The following is a 20,249-nucleotide window of genomic DNA, read 5'->3' as shown; positions in this document are numbered from 1 at the left end:
CGGGCTGGCACTGATGGCTACGCTCAGTGCGTGGTCGGCAAACGGCAGAGGCAACGGCCGACTGAGAATTCAACCGGTCAATGCAACGGACTGATGGAATCGTTCGGCCGGGGTGTCGAAGTCGATCGCCTTTCGCGGCCACTTCCACGCGGACCGGGCACCCTGCTACGCTCTTATGCCCATTTTGACAAATAACCTAAGTCCGATACGAATGAAAACGCTTGCTCTCGCTGCTACATTCGCCCTGGCCGGTTGCGCTGCTGTACCCGCCGACGCACCGGTCTACAGCCGCGCACCGGCAGCGCCTGAGGGGTACGCCACGGTCTACATTTACCGCGTTGGAACAGTTGCCCGCGCAAGGAGGCCTGATGTGACCGTTGACGGGACGATGATCTTCGAGCCACCCATGCACGCCTACACTTGGGCTCATATCAAGGCCGGTCAGCATCCTTTTGCCCTCAAGTGGGCAGCTGACATTCCACACTGGCCTTCCGTCAATTGGGATGCCGAACTGATTCCCGGTGAGTCGTACTATTTCCGGATTGAACCAAGCGCCTATGGCGTTGGATTGGTTGGATACCAAACTGTCGGCTATACCTTTAGGGTTGTGGTCAAACCAATGCCACGTAGCGACGCAGAGAAGGAATTGATGGAATGCTGTCGCTATATTCCCCCTGAGCAGCAGCGCTACCCTTGAAACATATAGCCTGACCAACAGCGTGCCCGTGCGCAGAGTCTGGCGCTGCAGTATGCCAAAGTCTGTACCTCCTGGAGAACCTGCCCGAGCACCGCCAACTGATCCACTGCTACATCGAGGTGACTGAGTACCCGGACGGTCGGATCGAGCTGTTGGCCGATGGAGCTTCCCTGCACTACACCAACTACGATCGCTTTCCTCAAATCCACGCTTCAGCCAGTCGTCGCACTGAAGAGCATAGCTTCCCGATAGCGCTACTGTCGCGATGCGGCGTCCCTCCGACATGTCCACCATCCGGTTAGGGAAGAAACTACCGCACCTTAGCAATCAGCTCTGAAGCGATTCTTTCCTGATCTTCGGATATAGGACGGCGCCTGTCTTGTTATATTCAATTCATCGGCCATGCCTGAGAAAACCTGACTCAATCAATAGTCGACCGACCTCACGCAGCGAGCGTTCACCAGGAAGGGCTTCCCCACCAGGATGGCCGTCACGGGATTCGACGAATAGTTCATGAGCCAGGCGAAGCTGGTCGGGTTGGACGAATATTCCGTCGACGTCCAGTAGAGACCGGTCAGATTGCCGAAACCCAGCCGCATCAGGTTGTCTTCGACATTGGCGATGCCTGCCGGGCAGTTGGCCGAGTTGCCGGTGGCGCCGACCTCGCAGGCCGCGGGCAGATACCACGTCCCCGGAGGCGCGCCGCCGGACGTGCGGGCGTTGCAGAGGTTTGCCGCGTAGGTCAACGATGTGCCGAGCGACGCGACGATGGCCGAGGTGTTCCCCGCTCCATCCGTCAGGCTCTGCGCGGATGCCCCGACCGCCGTCCCCATGTCACCCCACACGCCCGCGCCGGCGTCGATCGAACCCACCACCTTCGCGGTGGACGCGCTCGTGACCGCGAATACGAGATCGCCGCCGACACTGAACGCCAGCGCGGTCGTCGGATTGGGGCTGCCGACGTTATCCGCGGCGACAGCGATGCCGCCCTGCGCGACATAAGGCGTCGCCGACGTGAATCGCAGCATGCAGCTTGCACCGGAGGGCAGCATGGCGCAGTTGCTGGCGTCCTGCATCACGCCCGACCACGCGGACGGAAGCTGTGCTGCCACGTTGGGCGCCGCATTTGATCCGATGTTGGTCACCATGATCGTGCCCGTACCGCCGTTGACGGGGATGACGCCCGTGGCCGCCACCGAAAGCGTGGTGGTATTCGTGATGCACGACACGCCGACCGTCGTTACGTTATGCGCGGGCAGGGTGCCGCTGCCATTGGCCACCATGCATGTCTGGATGGCAGGCTGGGTCAGCACCGTCACGTTGTAGGGGCTGCCTTCGGCAGCCGGCGTGGCGAACGTGAAGGTGCCATTGCCCGTGACGGTCTGCGTGTCCGCGCCGTTGAGTTGCAGCTGTAGCTGCCCGGACAACCCCGAAACGGTGCCGCCAACGGTGTAGGTGTTCGTCGCGCAGGTAATCGAGACGTTCTGCACCGCGGCGCTCCCCATCAACCCGGTGCCATTGCCCACGGTGCAGGTCTGGCTGGCGGGCTGCGACTGCACGGTGACCGCGTACGCACCGCCCTCGGCGATCGCGGTGGGGAACGTGAACGGGCCATTGCCGGTAATGGCGAGCGTATCGCCGCCATTGTTCTGCACGGTCACGGTGCCCACGAGCCCGGATGCCGTGCCGCCGACGGTGTGCGTATTCGTCGCGCAGACGACAGCCACGTCCTGGACCGCCGTGGCGCCGACCGTCCCGGTGCCATGACTGACCGAACACGTCTGCCCGGCGGGCTGGGTGGCCACGGTCACCGCATACGCGCCGCCCTGTGCGACAAGCGTCGGGAAATTGAACGTGCCGTCGGTGCTGGTCGACAACGTCTCGCCACCATTGTTTTGCAGGACGACGGTCCCGGCGAGGCCGCTGACCGTGCCGCCAACGCTGCGCGCCGTGCCGGAGATGGTGTACGTGCGCGTCCAGATCGCGCCCTTCTGTCCGACCGTGCCGTCGAACGTCACCGCGTTGGGGTCCAGCGTCAGGATCACGGTCTGGCCGTCGTTGCAGCGGCTGCCGGCAAGCGTCACCGTGACGATCTTGCCGGAGGCGTCGACCGTCGGCGTGGCGGTCGGCAGCGTGCCGCAGGTGCCGCTGGTCTTGAAGAAGCTGGCGCCCAGCGCGGATACCTTCGCGTTGAACGTCGCCACCACGCTCGTGGGCAGCTCGGTGGGCGTGCTCGAGTTGGCGGCGACGGAGACCAGCGCGGCAGTCTCCGGTGTCGTGGGCGGGGTGGGGGTGGTGGCTGGATCGTCCCCGCCACACGCCGTCAAGAACGCCGCGCATAGCGCGGCCACCCAGCGCACCTCGATTCCCCGAGCCTTCATGATTGGATCCCTGCCGTTTTTTCGTTCGATAGTGAGCCGAATCCTACACAATCGGGGCCGCGCAAGCCATGCTCGTGAAGCGGGGTGGAGGGGTTACACGTCAGTTGCGGCCCGCCATGACCCCGCCGTCGATTATGGTACGGGCAGCAACTCATGCAATGCCCGCCACTCAGGATCTCTGAAAGTCTGTAGTTCGATGGGGTATCAAGAGCGCTGAGACGTGACTACGCTCCCTCGCCAGACGCGGCAGCGACGCGTTGCCGCACCGCTCCTCCGCCCCGCCGTTCCATACTAAACTTTCACAACTTACTAAAAATTCAAAAAAGACAAGCAATGCACCTGTCGCCCCTGATCCAGCGCTTCGTGCTCCATTTCGGCGAAATGGGCAGTCGCTGGGGAATCAACCGCACCGTCGGGCAGATCTATGCCCTGTTGTTCACCGCCTCGCGCCCGCTCAACGCGGACGAAATCGCCGAGGCGCTCGGGTTCTCGCGCTCCAACGTCAGCATCGGCCTGAAGGAACTGGAGTCATGGAGCCTGGTGCGGCTGTCGCACCAGCCGGGCGACCGGCGCGAGTATTTTTCGGCGCCGGACGATGTCTGGGCCATCTTCCGCACGCTGGCCGAGGAGCGCAAGCGCCGCGAGATCGACCCCACGCTGTCGATGCTGCGCGAGGTCCAGCTGGAGTCGCCAGCCAGCGCGGAGGACCGCCATGCGCAGGCGCGCATGAAGGAAATGTACGGGCTGATCGTGCTGGTGACGAGCTGGTTCGGCGACATCCAGAAGCTCGACGTGGCCACGCTGGAAAAGCTGATGAAGCTGGGCGCCAAGGTCAACAGGCTGCTCGAGATGAAGGACAAGCTCGGCAGCGCCATCGGCGGCAAGCCGCGCGCCGAGACCCCCGCCCCCGGGACGAAGTCGAAGGCCCGGCCCGCCCGTCCCCGCAAGGAGTAGTCGCATGTCTTTCCCGCTCGACCCGGTGGTGCTGGCGCGCGTGCAGTTCGGCACCAACATCACCTTCCACATCCTCTTTCCGACCATCAGCATCGCGCTGACCTGGGTGCTGCTGTTCTTCAAGCTGCGCTTCAACAAGACCGGCGACGACCGCTGGATGGCGGCCTATCGCTTCTGGGTAAAGATCTTCGCGCTGACCTTCGCGCTGGGCGTGGTCAGCGGCATCACCATGAGCTTCCAGTTCGGCACCAACTGGCCGGGCTACATGGAAACCGTGGGCAACATCGCCGGCCCGCTGCTGGCCTACGAGGTGCTGACCGCGTTCTTCCTGGAAGCCACTTTCCTCGGCATCATGCTGTTCGGCGCGCGCCGCGTGAGCAACCGCACGCATACCGTGGCAACGCTGCTGGTGGCGGGCGGCACCACGCTGTCGGCATTCTGGATCCTGGCGCTGAACTCGTGGATGCAGACGCCGGCGGGCTTCGAAATGATCGATGGCCGCGCCCACGTGACGAGCTGGATCGCGGTGATCTTCAACCCGTCGTTCCCCTACCGCCTCGTGCACATGCTGCTGGCGTCGGGGCTGACGGTGGCGTTCCTGCTGGCGGGCATCTCGGCCTACCGCTGGCTGCGCGGCGACCGCGCGCCGGAGGTGCTGTCGTCGCTGCGCACCGGGGTGGTGATCGCGGCGGTGCTGATCCCGCTGCAGATCGTGGCGGGCGACCTGCACGGCCTCAACACGCTGCACCACCAGCCGGCCAAGATCGCCGCGATGGAGGGCATCTGGAAGACGGAAAAAGGCGCGCCGGCGGTGCTGTTCGGGCTGCCCGACGCGAGCACGCAAAGCAATGATTTCGAGATCGCGATCCCGAAGCTGGCCTCGCTCTACCTCACGCACAGCATGGACGGCGAGATCAGGGGCATCGACGCCTTCGCGGGCAAGCACCCGCCGGTGGCGCCGCTGTTCTACGCCTTTCGCATCATGGTGGGCGTGGGCCTGCTGATGCTGGCGGTCTCGTGGAGCGCGGCCTGGCAGTTGCGCCGCCGGGGCCAGCCGTCGCGCTGGATGGCGCGCGCGCTGCTGGCCATGACGTTTTCGGGCTGGGTGGCGCTGGTGGCGGGCTGGTACGTCACCGAGATCGGCCGCCAGCCTTACCTTGTGTACGGCGTGCTGACCACGGCGCAGGCCGCCTCCAAGGTGCCGGCCGCGATGATCGGCGCCACGCTGGCGATGTACCTGGCGCTCTACGCGGCGCTGATCGCGGCCTACATCTCGGTGGTGTTCTACCTGGCGCGCAAGGCGGGCACGGACGCCGGCGAGCCCGGCATCGAAACCGCCGGCATCGAACCCCCTCAAGCCGCGCTGCCCGGCGCGCTGCGGAGCGCGCAATGAACGACCTGACCCAACCCGCCGGCTGGATGCCGCTGGTGTTCCTGGCCCTGATGGGCATCTCCATGCTGGTCTACGTGATCCTGGACGGCTACGACCTCGGCGTGGGCGTGCTGCTGCGCCGCGCCGGCGATGCCGACAAGGACACCATGATCGCCTCGATCGGCCCGTTCTGGGACGCCAACGAAACCTGGCTGGTGCTGGGCGTGGGCCTGCTGCTCACGGCCTTCCCGATCGCGCACGGCATGATCCTGACCCAGCTCTACCTGCCGGTGGCGCTGATGCTGGCCGGACTCATCATCCGCGGCGTGGCGTTCGACTTCCGCGTCAAGGCGCGCGCGCACCACAAGCCGTGGTGGAACCGCGCGTTCTACGCGGGCTCGCTGCTGGCCGGCTTCTCGCAGGGGCTGATGCTGGGACTGTACGTCACCGGCTTTCGCCACGACTGGCCGGACATCGTCTTCGCGGTGGTGGTGGGGCTGTGCCTGGTGGCCGGCTACTGCCTGCTGGGCGCGGGCTGGCTGATCATGAAGACCGAAGGCGCGCTGCAGCGCCGCGCGGTGTACTGGGCAAGGCGCAGCCTGTGGCTGACCGGCACCGGCGTGACGCTGATCTCGGTGGTGACGCCGCTGGTGAGCCAGCGCATCTTCGACAAGTGGTTCTCGCTGCCGAACATCATCCTGCTGGCGCCGATCCCGCTGGTGACGGTGGCGCTGTTCGTGATCCTCGACCGGCTGCTACGGCGCATGCCGGCCATGCTCGAACGCGGCAACGACCGCTGGTGCTGGGTGCCCTTCGCCGGCACCGCGGTGATCTTCCTGATGGCGTTCAATGGCCTGGCCTACAGCCTGTTCCCGTATCTGGTAGTGGACAAGATCGACGTCTGGCAGGCGGCGAGCGCGCCGGAATCGCTGGGCGTGATCCTGGCCGGCGCGGCGGTGGTGCTGCCGACCATCCTGGGTTACACGCTGTACGCCTACCGTGTATTCTGGGGCAAGGCGACCGACCTGCATTACTACTGAGGCCAGCGAGGCCCGGCGGGCGGCCGCACCCATACTCGCACCGACCAAGGTACAGACCGCCCCATGAACGGCTCGCAAGGCCAGCAACCCGGCACGCCACCCGCCTCCCCGCCGCCCGCCCCGCTGCCGCGGCGCCTGCTCGACCGCCTGCGCGCCGGCGCCGGCGCGCAGGTGCGCGGGCTCACGCGCAGCAACTCCGGCCTCAGCCTCGACTACGACAACCCGCCCGGCGATCCCGGCCTGTTCGGCCCGGACGCGGTCTGCTGGCGCGTGCACGCGGATTTCCCGGCGATGCTGGCCGGCGGCGTCAGCGCGCTGCTGCTGCAGACGCTGCACCCGCTGGCGCTGGCCGGGGTGTGGGACCACTCCACCTTCCGCACCGACATGCAGGGCCGCCTGGGCCGCACCGCGCAGTTCATCGCCGGCACCACCTACGGCAGCCGCGCCGACGCGCTGGCGCTGATCGAGCGCGTCAGGCGCATCCACACCACGGTCAGGGGCATCGCGCCCGACGGGCGCCCCTACGCGGCCGACGACCCGGCGCTGCTGACCTGGGTCCACGTGGCCGAGGTGTCGAGCTTTCTCGGCGCCTACCTGCGCTACGTGGGCCCGCTGCCGGCGGCCGACCAGGACCGCTATTACGCCGAGGTGGCGCAGATCGCGCGCCTGCTCGGCGCCACGGAAGTGCCCGACAGCGCCGCCGCCGTGGCCGCCTACCTCGAACGCCTGCGCCCCGAGCTGGTGGTCAGCGAGCGCACCCACGAAGTGGTGCGGCTGGTGATGGCCATGCCGGTCGCCAGTCCGCTGCTGGTGCCGGCCGTGCGCATCATGGGCGATGCCGGCATCGCGCTGCTGCCGCGCTGGGCCCAGCGCGAGCTTGGCCTGCACGGCGCGGCCGCGCTGCGCCTGCCGGTGTCGCTGGCGGGCATGCGCATGCTGGCGCCGACGCTGCGCTGGGCGCTCGGCAGCGGGCTGGCGGCGCGCGCGCGCCGGCGCGCCGGGAAGCCGGCGCCGGCGGCGCCGGTGGCGCCCGTTTCCTGATCCTGGCCGTCCGCCGCGGGCGCGGCATGGCCTAGTCGCTTTTCCATTTCTTGGCTCTGCGGGATATGCCGCCGCGGCGCTACATTGGGTGCTCCCGCGAACCGCGACAGGCACACGACCCGCATGCACGCACCCATCGAATTCAGGCACCTGGAAAGCCGGCAGGACTTGCTGGCCGCCTTCCCGGTCATGAAAGAACTGCGCCCCCACCTGGACAGCGCGCCGGCCTTCGCCAGCCAGGTGCGGCGCCAGCACGCGCAGGGCTACCGCCTCCTCGCCGCCTGCCGGCACGACACGGTGCTCGGGCTGGCCGGCTACCGCCTGCAGGAAAACCTGATCTACGGCAGGTTCGTCTACGTCGACGACCTCGTGGTGAGCGCCGCCCTGCAGCGCGGCGGGTTGGGCGCGCAACTGCTGGAGGCCGCGCGCGCGCAGGCTGTGGCGCTGGGCTGCGCGCATTTCGTGCTCGATACCGGCCTGCACATGGCGCTGGCGCAGCGCTTCTATTTCCGCCAGGGCCTGCTGGCGCGCGGCCTGCATTTCGTCGCGCCGCTGGCGCCGGGAGCGCCGTCATGATGCGGGTCCTGCACGTCAACGGCAGCCCGCACGGCGCGGCCAGCCACGCCAGCCGGCTGGCGGAGGAAATGATCGCCGGGCTGCGCGGCCCGGACGGCGAGGCAAACCGGGATTTCCGCCTGGTGCGGCGCGACCTGCTGGCCGAGCCCTTGCCGGCGATCGGCCAGGCCTATGCCAGCGCGATCACCTCGCCGCCGCCGGGCACGCCGGGCGCGGCCGACGCCGCCACCCTGGCCGCCGCGTTCGGCTGGTCCGAGCGCCTGATCGGCGAACTCGAGCAGACCGACCTGCTGGTGATCAGCACGCCGATGCACAACTTCACCGTGCCGGCCTCGCTGAAACTGTGGATCGACCACGTGCTGCGCATCCACCGCACCTTCGCCGCGACGCCGGCCGGCAAGGTCGGGCTGCTGCGGGACCGGCCAACCTTCGTGCTGGTCGGCTCGGGCGGCTTCCACGCCGGCGAGCGCGCGCGCCAACCCGATTTCCTCACGCCCTACGTGCGCCACGTGCTTGCCACCATCGGCATCCATGACGTGACCTTCGTGCTGCTGCAGGGACTGGTCGGCGGCGATGCCGCGGTGGCCGGGGCGATGGCCACCGCACGCCGGCAGATCGCCGGCGAGATGGCACGGCTGCGCGGCATGCCGTGGCCGAAAAGCGCGGCGACGGAGACCGGCGAGATGCCATCGCGGCTGGCCTAGACTTCAGTCAGGCACCCTTGCCCGGATGCGGGCGTCCATGCCGCGGGCGCGGCACGCGCCTGGCGCCGCGGGGCGCATGGGAGGCTGCCATGCAAGGCTTCCAACTCACGTTGTTCACCATAGAAAACCGCCGCCACCACGGCAAGCAGTTGTCGCACTGGCTGCTGCAGGTCCTGCGCGAACTGCATATCCGCGGCGCCACCCACCTGGTGGCGGCCGAGGGCATCGGCCACGACCGCCGCTTCCATAGCTGGCATTTCCTGGAGCTGGCCGACCGGCCGGAAGAGATCACCGTGATCGCCACCGGCGAGGAGGTGGCGCGCCTGTTCGCGCGGCTGGCGGAGGAAGACGTGCAGGTGTTCTATGCCAGCACGCCGGTGGAGTTCGGCTTCCTCGGCAAAGGGGCGCCCGCGGGGCAGGGGCAGTGTGAAGGTCAGGGTCAGGGACCGCCCGCCCCCTGACGCCGCCGCCGTCAGTCGAGGCTGGCGGCCACCGTGGGGGCCTTGCTGCCGCGCAGGGTCGTCTCGGGCAGGCGCGCCACCAGGAACGGCGCCACCAGCGACACCGCCGCGCTGAAGAGGAACAGCACGCGGAACGCGGTTTCCGCGGCGGCGCGCACCGCGCCCGCGTCGGCCGCGTCGCCGCCCACCATCGCGCGGTGGAACATGCTCATCAGCACGTCCTCGCCGCCGCCCAGGTCGGACACGCCCATGCCGCCGTGGCGCAGCAGCCCGATCAGGACCGTGGTCAGCACCGCCACGCCCACCGCGCCGCCCAGCATGCGCGAGAACGCCGTCAGCGCGGTGGCCACGCCGACCTGCTGGGGCGGCACCGCGTTCTGCGTCGCCACCAGCCCGCTGGGCAGTTGCAGCCCGATCGACACGCCCAGCACCACCATCACCAGCGCGGTGAGCGCCACCGCATGCGGCTCGACGAAGGCCAGTACCACGATAGCCAGCGGCGCGACCAGCGAGCCCGCCAGCTGCAGCGGCTTGTAGCGCCCGCTCCAGGACATGGTGCGCCCGGCGATGAAGGCGCCGAACGGGATCGCCAGCGTCAGCGGCACCAGCCGCAGCGCCGCGCTGTCGGCCTGCGCGCCGCCCACCACCTGGAAGCGCAGCGGCAGCAGCACCGACATGGCGATCAGCTGGAAGAAGCACAGGAACAGCGTGATGCAGCAGATGGTCACGGTCGGCACGCGCAGCATGCCCAGCGGGATCATCGGATCGGCCACGCGGCCTTCCTGCCAGACGAACAGCGCCAGCCCGGCCAGCCCGGCCACCAGCAGGGCCAGCGTCTGCGGCGCCAGCGGCGACTGGCCCTGGCCCAGGCGCGTGAGGAACACCAGCACGCCGGTCAGGCCGCCGCCGAACAGCAGCGCGCCGAGGTAGTCGATGCGGTGGCGGCGCCCGCCCGCGGGCAGGTGCTTGAGCGCGCGGCGCACCACCACCAGCGCGAGCGCGGCCAGCGGCAGGTTGATCCAGAAGATCCAGCGCCACGACAGGTAGTGCGCCAGGTAGCCGCCGATCACCGGGCCGGCCATGCTGGCCACGGCCCACACGCCGCTCACGTAGCCCTGGTAGCGACCGCGGTCGCGCAGCGGCACAACATCCGCGATGGTGGCCTGCGAGACCGAGATCAGCCCGCCGCCGCCGAGGCCCTGCAGGATGCGCGCGACGATCAGTTGCGGCATGGTCTGCGCCAGCGCGCACGCCACCGAGGCCAGGAAGAACAGCACGATGGCGAAGGACAGCACCGAGCGCCGCCCGAGCAGGTCGGACAGCTTGCCGTAGATCGGCGTGACCACGGTGGAGGCCACCAGGTAGGCCGACACCACCCACGCCATCACCTCGAAGCCGTTGAGCTGTAGCGCGATCTCGGGCAGCACCACGGCCACGATGGACTGCTCCAGCGCGCCCAGGAACATCGCCAGCATGATGCCGAAGATGACCTGCATGACGGGCACCGGCGGCGTGGCGAGCGGCGCGGCGCCGCCGCCGGGCGGCCGGGCCGCGCCCTGCGCGGGCGGCGCGGCGGAGGCCGCCGCCGATGCGGCAGGGGAAGAAGAAGAAGGCAAGGCGGAAACCGGCGGGAACGACGTCTGGGAGGCGGCGGGCATGGGCGGGCGGGAGGAGGGAAACGCGGAAAAAGGACAACGATTGGCAGGCTGGGGGGCCTCGCACATCGCTGTTTTTTGTATACAAGGGGCATATTGTAGGCCGAAGCCCGCCGCCTTGCAGCGCCCTTTTCGGGCTGATTTCCGGCGGCTTTCCGGTGGCTGCCCGATGTTTTCCGGCGGCCCTTTCAGCGCGCTTTCATTGGCCTTTCAGCCCGCTTTCACCGCCATCGCGCCACTGCGCCGCCATCACCCGGCGCCCCTTCGGTGCCGCGCCCGCCTGTCTTCGCGGGCGGCACCGCGCCCGCGTCAGAAGGATTCCCAGTCGCCGTTGGCCACCGCCAGATTGCCGGCGGGCACCGCGCGCGGCGCGCGCCGCGCCGGGGCCGGCGCGGCGGCCTTGGCCGGGCGCGCGGGCAGCGACTTGGACGACAGCACCGGCTCGCGTCCCAGGCGCACCACCGGCGCGCGGGCCTTGCTCGGCAGCACCGGCGCGCGCGTGCCGCCCACGGCGGCCAGCGGCGCGGCGGACCTGGCCGGGGCTGCGGGAGTGGCCAGGGTCTTGGCCGGCGCGGACGCGCGGACGGCGGGCGCCGCGCGCGGCGCCTCGGCCGGGGCCGCGGGAGCCGGCGCGGACGCCACCGCGCGCAGCGGCGCGGGGCTGTTGGCGCGGGTGGCCGCCGGGCGCGCGGCCGGGGCACGTGCCGCCGGGGCACGCGCCGCGGGCTGCCGCGCCTTCACGGCGGCGGCGGCGGACGCGGCGGCAACCGGCGCGCGCGCCGGCGCCGGACGCGCCGCGCCGGTCTGCTCCTGCGTCACCTGGAAGCGCGACACCTCGCTCACCAGGCCGGCGGCCTGCTGCTGCAGGCTCTCGGCCGCGGCGGCGGCTTCTTCCACCAGCGCCGCGTTCTGCTGCGTCACGCTTTCCATCTGGGTGATGGCGCGGTTGACCTGCTCGATGCCGGAGGACTGTTCTTCGCTCGCTGCGGCGATCTCGCCCATGATGTCGGTCACGCGCTTGACCGCGCCGACGATGTCGTCCATCGTGCGGCCGGCGTCCTCGACCTGTTTCGCGCCATGCGCCACCTGCCCCACCGAGCCGTTGATGAGCTGGCCGATTTCCTTGGCCGCCGACGCCGAGCGCTGCGCCAGGCTGCGCACCTCGGCCGCCACCACGCTGAAGCCGCGGCCCTGCTCGCCGGCGCGGGCGGCTTCCACCGCCGCGTTGAGCGCCAGGATGTTGGTCTGGAAGGCGATGCCCTCGATCACGCCGACGATCTCGGCCACCTTGGCCGACGACTGCGAGATGTTCTGCATGGTCTCGACCACGCCGCGCACCGCGCGCCCGCCCTCGGTGGCCACGCCCGAGGCGCTCACCGCGAGTTCGTTGGCGTGGCGCGCATTGACCGCGTTCTGCCGGACCGTGGAGGTAAGCTGCTCCATCGAGGCCGCGGTCTGCTCGAGCGACGCGGCCTGTTCCTCGGTGCGCTGGGACAGGTTGGTGTTGCCGCTGGCGATCTCGCGGGTGGCGCCGTCGATCGAGCGCGACGCGCCCTGGATGCCGTGCACGAGCGCCGCGAGCTGGCCGAAGGCCCGCTCCAGCGCGCCCAGCATGCGGCCCATTTCATCGTTGCTGCGCGTCTTGATGGCGTAGGTCAGGTTGCCCTGCGCGAGCGCCTGGGCGGCGTCGAGCGCCTGGCGCGCCGGGCCGGTGATCGAGCGCGTGATGCCGAGGCCCAGCGCCGCCGCCAGCGCCACCGCGACCGCGGCCAGCCCCACCAGCAGGTTGCGCGCCATCTCATAGCTGGCGTTGGCTTCGTCCACCGAGGCCACGGCCACCTTGCGCCCGGTTTCGGCCAGCTCGGTCAGCTTGTCGAAATAAGGCGCCTGGGCCGCCGGCAGCGTGGCTACCATCGCGCTGCGGGCGCCGTCGAACTCGCCGTTCTGCAGCTGGCGCAGCACCGTGTCGAGCTGGCCGTTGTAGACGTCGCGCGCCTCGATCAGGCGCGTGTAGTTTTCCTGCGCCGCCGGCGAGGAAGCCTTGGCCATCCACTTGCCGAGCGCATCCAGCGCGGTGCTCATGTCCTCGCGCAGCGCGCCGATCTTCTCGGCGTTGCGCCGCACCGCGACCGGATCCTCGTTGAGGGTGGCGTCGCGCGCCAGGATGCCGACCCACAGCGCGTCCTGCTTGACGCGCTCGATCTCCATCACGCGGAACATCCGCCCTTCCACCGTCAGGCGCATCGATTCGTTCATGGTGCGTAGGGACATCGCCCCCAGCACGGCCACCGCAACCAGCAGCAGCGCCACGACCGAAAACGCCACGGTCAGGCGCGCCCCAATGCCAAAGTTTCGCAACCAACGCATTTCCCGGCTCCTTTTTTGCTTTTTCATCGCGGGCGGCACCCTGGTGCCGGACGAACCTCCGGACCGACGCCGCATCGCAGCCTTAACGGCACGCACCGGGCAAGCTTGAGGATATTTCCGCGGTTTGTTGAAATAAGGCAAAAACGCGCCGGTTAGCGGAGATATGCAGGGAAAAAGCGGGGCAATTCGGGGAATTGACAGCGGGCGTCCTGTCGTCTAATGACGGCACGCACGCGGGGGGGGGCGCCGCCGCCGGCCGCTGCCGGCGACATCCGGTGGCACCCAGGCGGGCGCGCAAAAAAAGAAGCCCACGCGCGGGGTGCTCGTAGGCTTTCCAGGACTGCTAGGAACCGAAAGGTCCAATAGCGAATATAAACCTGCTTACATGAGGTGTAAATCCAATTTCTATCAGGGAAACCTCTGATATAAAAGTGCCGGCCACGCCATATCGATGGTATCGGGGCGGCGCGAGGAACCTCGGCCGGAACAAGCCAGGGCTGCGCGGCAGCCCGCAGACCTCATGTTGCACCTTGGGGCTGCGGTCGGACAGCATTGGGATTTGCCACACAAGTGTGCATGAATCCACATTCGGCCACTGTGATGCAATCGATTTTTTAGAGGTTTACCTCTAGGCCAGGTGCGCTCTCCCAACCGTCCACATTTGTAAAATTTTGTTACCCTCGCGCCTGAAGTCTTCCCCTTCTCTTCCGGCGGCGGCACTCGCCACCGGTGGCGGGGCGGTATCATCGGACCCGTCTCCCGCGTACCAGCCGCGGCTGGCCGCGCTCCGTGCCGCCAGCCCCCTGGCCGGTCCCGGGAGCGGATGTTTCATTCCCGGTTCCGCCAAGGCCAGGCCGCAGTCCGCGCTCCGCAGTGCGTCACACCCCAGTTGCCCAGGCCTGGCCATCGAATCCCTGCCAGCCGACAGAACCCGCGCGGGCTCTTCCGGAGAAGTTGTGAACAAGAAGGAAATCAGGGTGGACCGCCCTAGCCGCAGACTGCAGCACCAGCAGTTGTCCACCCATAGCGCGAGCCGGAAGCCCGTGGTCGTGCACCTGTCCAGCGGTACCCGCCTGCATGGCGTGATCGTGGCCGCGGACAACTATATGGTATTGCTCGCGGAGGACGCCGGCGATCCGCTGCCCCAGGTCGTCTACAAGCACGCCATCGCCGTCATCACGCCGGCCCATGCGCCCGAAGCCCAGGCCAGCGTGCCGGGCGCGGAGAGCTCGCCGGAGTTCGTCAGCCCGTACGTCCCGCGCACGCGCAAGCGGCGCTGACGACCGGTTCCGCGCGCCCACCATGCTGTTTACTAATAGCACCGCCAAATATGCAGGACAGTTTGAGCCCATCGCAAAAGTCACTCTAAATCTTTCCCGGCCCCAACCGATAACCCAAACAACGGTGGCACTTCTCGCCCTGCATTGCCAGGCAGCCAACGTTGCGGCAACAGCCGGATTGCACAACTCACTGTAAAAGAATAGGAGTCGTACCATGTCGATGGTCATCAATACCAACACGTTGTCCCTGATGACGCAGAACAACCTGAATTCGTCGCAATCGTCGCTGAACAGCGCGATTCAGCGTCTGTCTTCGGGCCTGCGTATCAACAGCGCCAAGGACGACGCAGCGGGCCAGGCGATCGCCAACCGTTTCACCGCCAACATCAACGGCCTGGGTCAAGCCCAGCGCAACGCCAACGACGGCATCTCGCTGTCGCAAACCACCGAAGGCGCGCTGACCGAAGTCAACAACAACCTGCAAGCCATCCGTACCCTGGCCGTGCAAGCCGCAACGGGCTCCAACTCCGCTTCGGACCTGCAATCGATCCAGGACGAAATCACCCAGCGTCTGGCTGAAATCGACCGCACGTCGCAACAAACCGACTTCAACGGCGTCAAGGTGCTGTCGTCGGCTGCTTCGTCGCTGAAGGTGCAAGTCGGCGCGCAAGACGGTCAGACCATCTCGATCGACCTGAAGGAAATCAGCACCACCACCCTGGGCATGACCGGCTTCACGGTTGCCAAGAACTCCCTGGCCACCAGCGCCCCGATCACGACCGTCGTGGCCGGCACGGGTTCGGCTCCGAACGCCGTGGACCTGAGCGCCGCCGCCACCTCGCTGTCGACCGCCACCGGCAGCACCGTCAACGCCAAGGACCTGCAACTGAGCAACGTGCTGGACACGGCCGGCAACGCCACCTCCAACTACGTCGTCAAGTTCGGCAGCGACTACTACGCCGCTTCGGTTGACGCGGCTTCGGGCGCTGTCACGCTGAACACCGCCGACATCAGCGTCGGCGACGCCGCCAACGGCAACACCGGCAGCAGCATCGCCGCCCAGCTGGTCAAGGTCGGTGCCGACTCCGCCGGCGCAGCCGTGGCCTACGTGACCCAAGGCGGCAAGAACTACGCCCTGGACGCAGCCGGTCAAGGCGCGCTGGCCAACGGCGGCTCGACCACCACCACGATCTCCAACGCCACGCAGATCGAACTGAGCACCAAGGGTGCCACCACCGCCACCACCGAATTCACCGGCGTGGGCAGCTCCAACCCGCTCGACACGATCGACAAGGCCCTGGCTACCGTGGACAAGCTGCGCAGCTCCCTGGGTGCCGTGCAGAACCGCTTCAACTCGGTGATCTCGAACCTGGGCTCGACCGTGACCAACCTGTCCGCTTCGCGCTCGCGCATCCAGGACGCCGACTACGCCACGGAAGTGTCGAACATGTCGCGCGCCCAGATCCTGCAACAAGCTGGTACCGCTGTGCTGGCCCAGGCCAACCAGACCACGCAGAACGTGCTGTCGCTGCTGCGTTAATCGCAACAGTAGCCGCACCCCTGGCGGCGCCGGACCTTCGGGCCCGGCGCCGCCGGGAATGCTTCCAGAGCGGTCTCCGCTCTGAAAGCGTTTCCACCGGAGCCACCCGCTCCGACCGTCCCTTGCGAGAGACAGACCATGATCAGCCCGACCGAACAGCTAGCCAAGTTGCCCGCCGCGCCGTTGCCCGCCACCCCTCTCGCTGCGGCACCTGCGGCCCAGGCAGGCGTGCCGGCCGGGAGCCTGCCGGGCGCCATCGCGGCGGGCAAGGCGCCGGGCGACAAGGCGCACGCCGAAAGCTCGAAGGAACTGGCCAGCGCGCTCACCAGCCTGACCGAGGCGCTGCGCGCCACGCCGGTGGAAGTGCGCTTCAGCATCGACGGCGACACGCACCAGATCGTGACCACGGTGGTGGACAAGTCCACCGGCGACACCATCCGCCAGTTTCCCTCCGAAGAAGTCCTGCGCATCACGCGCGCCATCGACAGGCTGCAAGGCCTGCTGATCCACCAGACCGCATAGGCGGCCCGCAGTCTCTCCCTCGAACAAGACAACACAGGCAGCAAATCATGAGCACACCGATTTCGTCGATTGGCGTTGGTTCCGGACTGGACCTCAGCACCCTTCTGACCAACCTGCAGTCGGGGGAGGAAACCAAGCTGCAGCCGATCACGGACGCGCAGACCGCGGCCACCACCAAGCTGTCCGCCTACGGCCTGCTGCAGGGCGCGCTGGCCTCGTTCCAGAATGCCGCCGCCGCGCTCGGCGCCGCCAGCCTGTACAACAGCACCACCACCTCGTCGAGCAACACCGGCGTGCTGACCACCAGCGCGGACAAGACCGCGGTGGCCGGCAACTACGCCGTCAACGTGAGCCAGCTCGCCACCTCGCAGACGCTGGTGTCGAACGGCATCACCGACGCCACCGGCCAGCTGCTGGGCAGCGCCAGCATCAAGATCGAACTCGGCACCACCGCCGCCGACGGCACCTTCACGCCGGGCAGCGGCACGCCGACCACGATCAACATCAACGGTACCAACAACACGCTCACCGGCATCCGCGACGCGATCAACGCATCGAACGCCGGCGTCACGGCCAGCATCGTCAACGACGGCAGCGGCACGCCGTACCACATCGTGCTGACCTCCAACACCACCGGCGCCAAGTCCAGCATGCGCATCTCGGTGGGCAGCAACGGCAGCGGCGACCCGTCCACGATCAGCGGCCTGCTGGCCTACGATCCGGCCGGCACCAAGTCGATGACGGAGAACATCAAGGCGGTCGACGCCAAGCTGACCGTCAACGGCCTGGCCATCACCAGCGCCAGCAACACCGTGCAGGGCGCGGTGCCGGGCGTGACCATGACGCTGACCTCGCTGGGCGCCAGCAACGTCGGCGTGAGCACCGACACCTCGTCGATGGCGGGCGCCGTGCAGAGCTTCGTCACCGCCTACAACACGCTGCAGAGCACCGTGGCCAAGCTCGACAGCTACGACGCCGACACCAAGACCGCCGGCACCCTGCTCGGCGACAGCACCGTGCGCACCATCGAGAGCCAGCTGCGCGGCGTGTTCAACACGGCGCCGACCGGCAGCAACGCCATCAACCTGACGCAGGTCGGCATCGGCTTCAACGCGGACGGCAGCATGTCGCTGGACACCTCCAAGCTGAACGCGGCGCTGACCAGCAACCGCGCCGGCGTGCAGCAGCTGTTCAGCGGCAGCGACGGCAAGTCCGGCTACGGCAACCAGCTCTCCAGCCTGGCCGCCAGCTTCACCGCCACCAACGGCGTGCTCACCACCGCCACCGCCGGCGTCAACACGCAGCTCAAGTCGCTGGGCGACGACTACACCAACATGTCGAACCAGATCGACGCGACGATGGCACAATACCGCGCCCAGTTCCAGCAGCTCGACACCATCATGGCGCAGATGACGTCCACCAAGAACTACCTGACGCAGCAGTTCGCCTCGATGAACGGAACGTCGTCGAACTGAACGCGCCGGGATCATTGCCGACACAGCTTCAAACCCAGGGATCGTCATGTACGCACGCACCGCCGCCAATGCCTACGCCAACGTAGGCGTCCAGACCGGGGCCATGAGCGCCTCGCCGCACCGGCTCATCGTCATGCTGTTCGACGGCGCGCGCGCGTCGATCGCCCGCGCCCGCTTCCACATGGAAGCGGGCAAGGTCGCCGACAAGGGCATGGCCATCTCCAAGGCCATCGAGATCATCGAAAGCGGCCTGCGCGCCTCGCTCGACCATACGGCGGGCGAGGAGCTCGCGGCCAATCTCGACTCCCTCTACGAATACATGGCGCGCCAGCTCATGCTCGCCAACCTGCACAACGACGACGCGCGCCTGCTCGAAGTGGACAAGCTGCTGGCCGACATCTCGGCGGCCTGGGGCCAGATCGACCCCGCGCGCGAGCCCGAGCCGGAGCATCAATTGCTGCGCCCCAGGGACGCCGTCTCCATCGGTGCTTGACATGCTCACGCAAAAGAACCACCTGATCGCCTGCTATGAAGCCTTGCTGGTCCTCTCCGGCCAGATGTGCGAGGCTGCCCGCGCCGGCGACTGGGATGCGCTGAGCGCCCTGCAGGCGCGCTACGTGGCGCAGGTCAACGTGCTGCGCAACAACGACGACGTGGTGCTGCTGTCGCCGCAGGAGCGCCGCTACCGCTACCAGATGCTGGAGACCATCCTGTCGCAGGATGCCGCCATCCGCAACCTGGTGATGCCCCAGATCGAACGGCTCGGCCACCTGCTCAACAACTCGCGCCGCCGCCAGGAACTGCATCACGCCTACGGCGCCGACGCCCGTTACTGATCGCGCCGAATGGTCGGCATCCATCTTCCGCCAGATCCCGCGCTGGCGCTGCGCAACACGGACCCGCAGGGACTCAAGTCCGCGCTGAGCGTGGCCAAGCTGGCCGCGCTGATGCCCGCCGGCGCCGTCACCGAGACGGTGGCGCCGGCCGACAGCGGCGCCACGGTGCAGCAGAACCGCCCCGGCATAGTCACCGGCGGCACGCCGAACCCCGCCGACGGCGCCGCGCCGGCCTCCGCGCGCGAGACCTTCAGCTCGGCCGCGCGCGTCATCCTGGACATCCTCGAAGGCACCGAGCCGGCCCCGCTGCGCGGCGCGGCCCCGCTGCTGCCCAGCACGCCGGCGCCCGGCAGCACCGGCGCGCTGGCCGCGGCGCTGGCGCAGCAGGTCGGGCAAAGCGGCCTGTTCTATGAATCGCACCTGGGCCAGTGGGTCAACGGCACGCAGCCGCTCGACGCCCTGATGCGCGAGCCGCAGGCCGCGCTCGGCCCCGGCCCGGCCGCGCCCGCCAGCGCCCCCGCGCCCGGCGCCGACGACGGCGCGCCGGTCCTGCAGCTGACCTACCAGCCGGCCCCCGTGGCGCCGCCCACGGCGGCCCAGGCCGCCGCGGCGGACGCCCGCGCGGTGGCCGCGGCCACGGTCGCCATCGTGGCCCAGCCGGACACCCAGGCGCCCGCCGACGACGCGCCGCCCCCCGCCGCCAACGCGGCCACCGCGGCCAGCCATGCCGCGCAATCCAGCGCGCCGCCGGCCACGTCCGGCCTGCCGGTCCCGCAGGGGCCGTCGGCCCATCTCGCGCAGCAGGCCACGCAGGCCTACCAGGCCGCCTCCGCCCCGCTGCCGCAGGCGCGCCACGTGGACGCCGACGGTGCCGTGGCCGATGGCCGCGGCGGCGACGCCCGCCTGGGCGCGGCCTCGGCCACCCCGGCCGCCGGCCCGGCGGTCCACCCGGACGCCGCCGCGCTGGTGCGCCAGCAGCTCGACACCCTGGCCACGCAGCAATTCCGCTGGATCGGCGAGGCCTGGCCCGGCACGCCGCTGGACTGGCAGATCCGCCGCGAGACCGAGGAGCGCCACGCGGGCGGCCACGGCCAGGCGCCCGACCCGGCGCGCGCGCCGTGGTCGACCAAGCTGGTGCTCCAGTTCCCGCACCTGGGCACCGTCGAGGCGCGCCTGAGCGTGGCCGGCAACCGCATCGAGGCGCGCCTGGCCGCGCCCGACTCGGTCAACCGCCTGCACGCGGCCCGCGCGCAGCTGCAGGAGCGGCTGGCCGCCACCGGCCTCGATCTGTCCGCGCTGGCCGTCAACGGCATCCTCTCGCCCGGGGAGAACCTGCCTTGAACCAGCC

Annotated in this window: 18 protein-coding genes; 15 read left to right on the top strand and 3 right to left on the bottom strand. The window is 68.8% G+C overall.

Annotated features, from left to right (window positions below):
* Positions 1-211: 211 nt before the first annotated feature.
* The gene (locus tag AC3WXD_RS17375; protein WP_492324273.1) at positions 212-697 is read left to right on the top strand and encodes a hypothetical protein; all 486 of its coding nucleotides are present in this window, start codon (positions 212-214) and stop codon (positions 695-697) included.
* Positions 698-1,122: 425 nt separating this feature from the next.
* Here the strand turns inward: AC3WXD_RS17375 and AC3WXD_RS17370 are convergent, their stop codons facing one another.
* Positions 1,123-3,078 carry a hypothetical protein gene (locus AC3WXD_RS17370; protein WP_492324272.1) on the bottom strand — a complete coding sequence of 652 codons (1,956 nt, stop codon included), beginning with the start codon at positions 3,076-3,078 and terminating at the stop codon, positions 1,123-1,125.
* Between the two features lie 333 nt (positions 3,079-3,411).
* On the opposite strand from AC3WXD_RS17370, the gene AC3WXD_RS17365 reads away from it, so the two are divergent.
* The 7 genes from AC3WXD_RS17365 to AC3WXD_RS17335 all read left to right on the top strand — a co-directional run bounded on the left by AC3WXD_RS17365 (position 3,412) and on the right by AC3WXD_RS17335 (position 9,226).
* Positions 3,412-4,032, top strand: coding sequence for a GbsR/MarR family transcriptional regulator (locus AC3WXD_RS17365; protein ID WP_059412402.1), 621 nt, complete (start codon positions 3,412-3,414; stop codon positions 4,030-4,032).
* A gap of 4 nt (positions 4,033-4,036) precedes the next feature.
* The gene (locus AC3WXD_RS17360) at positions 4,037-5,425 is read left to right on the top strand and encodes a cytochrome ubiquinol oxidase subunit I (RefSeq protein WP_492324271.1); all 1,389 of its coding nucleotides are present in this window, start codon (positions 4,037-4,039) and stop codon (positions 5,423-5,425) included.
* Positions 5,422-6,444 (top strand): cytochrome d ubiquinol oxidase subunit II, encoded by a 1,023-nt coding sequence (locus tag AC3WXD_RS17355; protein ID WP_059412400.1) that lies wholly within the window; start codon positions 5,422-5,424, stop codon positions 6,442-6,444. Before AC3WXD_RS17360 ends, AC3WXD_RS17355 begins: the two co-directional genes overlap by 4 nt.
* 63 nt (positions 6,445-6,507) lie before the next feature.
* Positions 6,508-7,485 (top strand): oxygenase MpaB family protein, encoded by a 978-nt coding sequence (locus AC3WXD_RS17350; RefSeq protein WP_492324270.1) that lies wholly within the window; start codon positions 6,508-6,510, stop codon positions 7,483-7,485.
* Positions 7,486-7,608: 123 nt separating this feature from the next.
* Positions 7,609-8,061: a GNAT family N-acetyltransferase gene (locus AC3WXD_RS17345; RefSeq protein WP_492324269.1), complete on the top strand. Its 453-nt coding sequence runs from the start codon at positions 7,609-7,611 to the stop codon at positions 8,059-8,061.
* Complete coding sequence (locus tag AC3WXD_RS17340; RefSeq protein WP_492324337.1) at positions 8,061-8,765, top strand: FMN-dependent NADH-azoreductase; 705 nt, start codon at positions 8,061-8,063, stop codon at positions 8,763-8,765. Before AC3WXD_RS17345 ends, AC3WXD_RS17340 begins: the two co-directional genes overlap by 1 nt.
* Before the next feature lie 89 nt (positions 8,766-8,854).
* Positions 8,855-9,226, top strand: a complete 372-nt coding sequence (locus tag AC3WXD_RS17335) for a DUF190 domain-containing protein (protein WP_020202414.1) — start codon at positions 8,855-8,857, stop codon at positions 9,224-9,226.
* A gap of 11 nt (positions 9,227-9,237) precedes the next feature.
* Here AC3WXD_RS17335 and AC3WXD_RS17330 read toward each other — a convergent pair whose 3' ends face one another.
* Positions 9,238-10,722 (bottom strand): MDR family MFS transporter, encoded by a 1,485-nt coding sequence (locus tag AC3WXD_RS17330; protein WP_020202415.1) that lies wholly within the window; start codon positions 10,720-10,722, stop codon positions 9,238-9,240.
* A gap of 468 nt (positions 10,723-11,190) precedes the next feature.
* Positions 11,191-13,248 carry a methyl-accepting chemotaxis protein gene (locus tag AC3WXD_RS17325; RefSeq protein WP_492324268.1) on the bottom strand — a complete coding sequence of 686 codons (2,058 nt, stop codon included), beginning with the start codon at positions 13,246-13,248 and terminating at the stop codon, positions 11,191-11,193.
* 956 nt (positions 13,249-14,204) lie between these two features.
* On the opposite strand from AC3WXD_RS17325, the gene AC3WXD_RS17320 reads away from it, so the two are divergent.
* The 7 genes from AC3WXD_RS17320 (at position 14,205) to fliK (ending at position 20,242) form a co-directional block, all read left to right on the top strand.
* The gene (locus AC3WXD_RS17320; protein ID WP_029044221.1) at positions 14,205-14,528 is read left to right on the top strand and encodes an RNA chaperone Hfq; all 324 of its coding nucleotides are present in this window, start codon (positions 14,205-14,207) and stop codon (positions 14,526-14,528) included.
* A gap of 214 nt (positions 14,529-14,742) precedes the next feature.
* The gene (locus tag AC3WXD_RS17315; RefSeq protein ID WP_059412396.1) at positions 14,743-16,068 is read left to right on the top strand and encodes a FliC/FljB family flagellin; all 1,326 of its coding nucleotides are present in this window, start codon (positions 14,743-14,745) and stop codon (positions 16,066-16,068) included.
* A gap of 138 nt (positions 16,069-16,206) precedes the next feature.
* Positions 16,207-16,590 (top strand): flagellar protein FlaG, encoded by a 384-nt coding sequence (locus AC3WXD_RS17310; RefSeq protein ID WP_059412395.1) that lies wholly within the window; start codon positions 16,207-16,209, stop codon positions 16,588-16,590.
* A 47-nt stretch (positions 16,591-16,637) separates the two neighbouring features.
* Positions 16,638-18,065 (top strand): flagellar filament capping protein FliD, encoded by a 1,428-nt coding sequence (gene fliD, locus AC3WXD_RS17305; RefSeq protein ID WP_020205899.1) that lies wholly within the window; start codon positions 16,638-16,640, stop codon positions 18,063-18,065.
* Between the two features lie 46 nt (positions 18,066-18,111).
* Positions 18,112-18,558: a flagellar export chaperone FliS gene (gene fliS / locus AC3WXD_RS17300; protein WP_020205898.1), complete on the top strand. Its 447-nt coding sequence runs from the start codon at positions 18,112-18,114 to the stop codon at positions 18,556-18,558.
* A gap of 1 nt (position 18,559) precedes the next feature.
* Positions 18,560-18,901 carry a flagellar protein FliT gene (locus AC3WXD_RS17295; RefSeq protein WP_020205897.1) on the top strand — a complete coding sequence of 114 codons (342 nt, stop codon included), beginning with the start codon at positions 18,560-18,562 and terminating at the stop codon, positions 18,899-18,901.
* 9 nt (positions 18,902-18,910) lie between these two features.
* The gene (gene fliK, locus AC3WXD_RS17290; protein WP_492324267.1) at positions 18,911-20,242 is read left to right on the top strand and encodes a flagellar hook-length control protein FliK; all 1,332 of its coding nucleotides are present in this window, start codon (positions 18,911-18,913) and stop codon (positions 20,240-20,242) included.
* The last annotated feature ends 7 nt before the right edge of the window (positions 20,243-20,249 follow it).

Source organism: Cupriavidus sp. FW216-B1 (assembly GCF_058789195.1).
The sequence above is the reverse complement of the archived record's forward strand: the minus strand, read 5'-3'. Positions and strand labels throughout refer to the sequence as shown.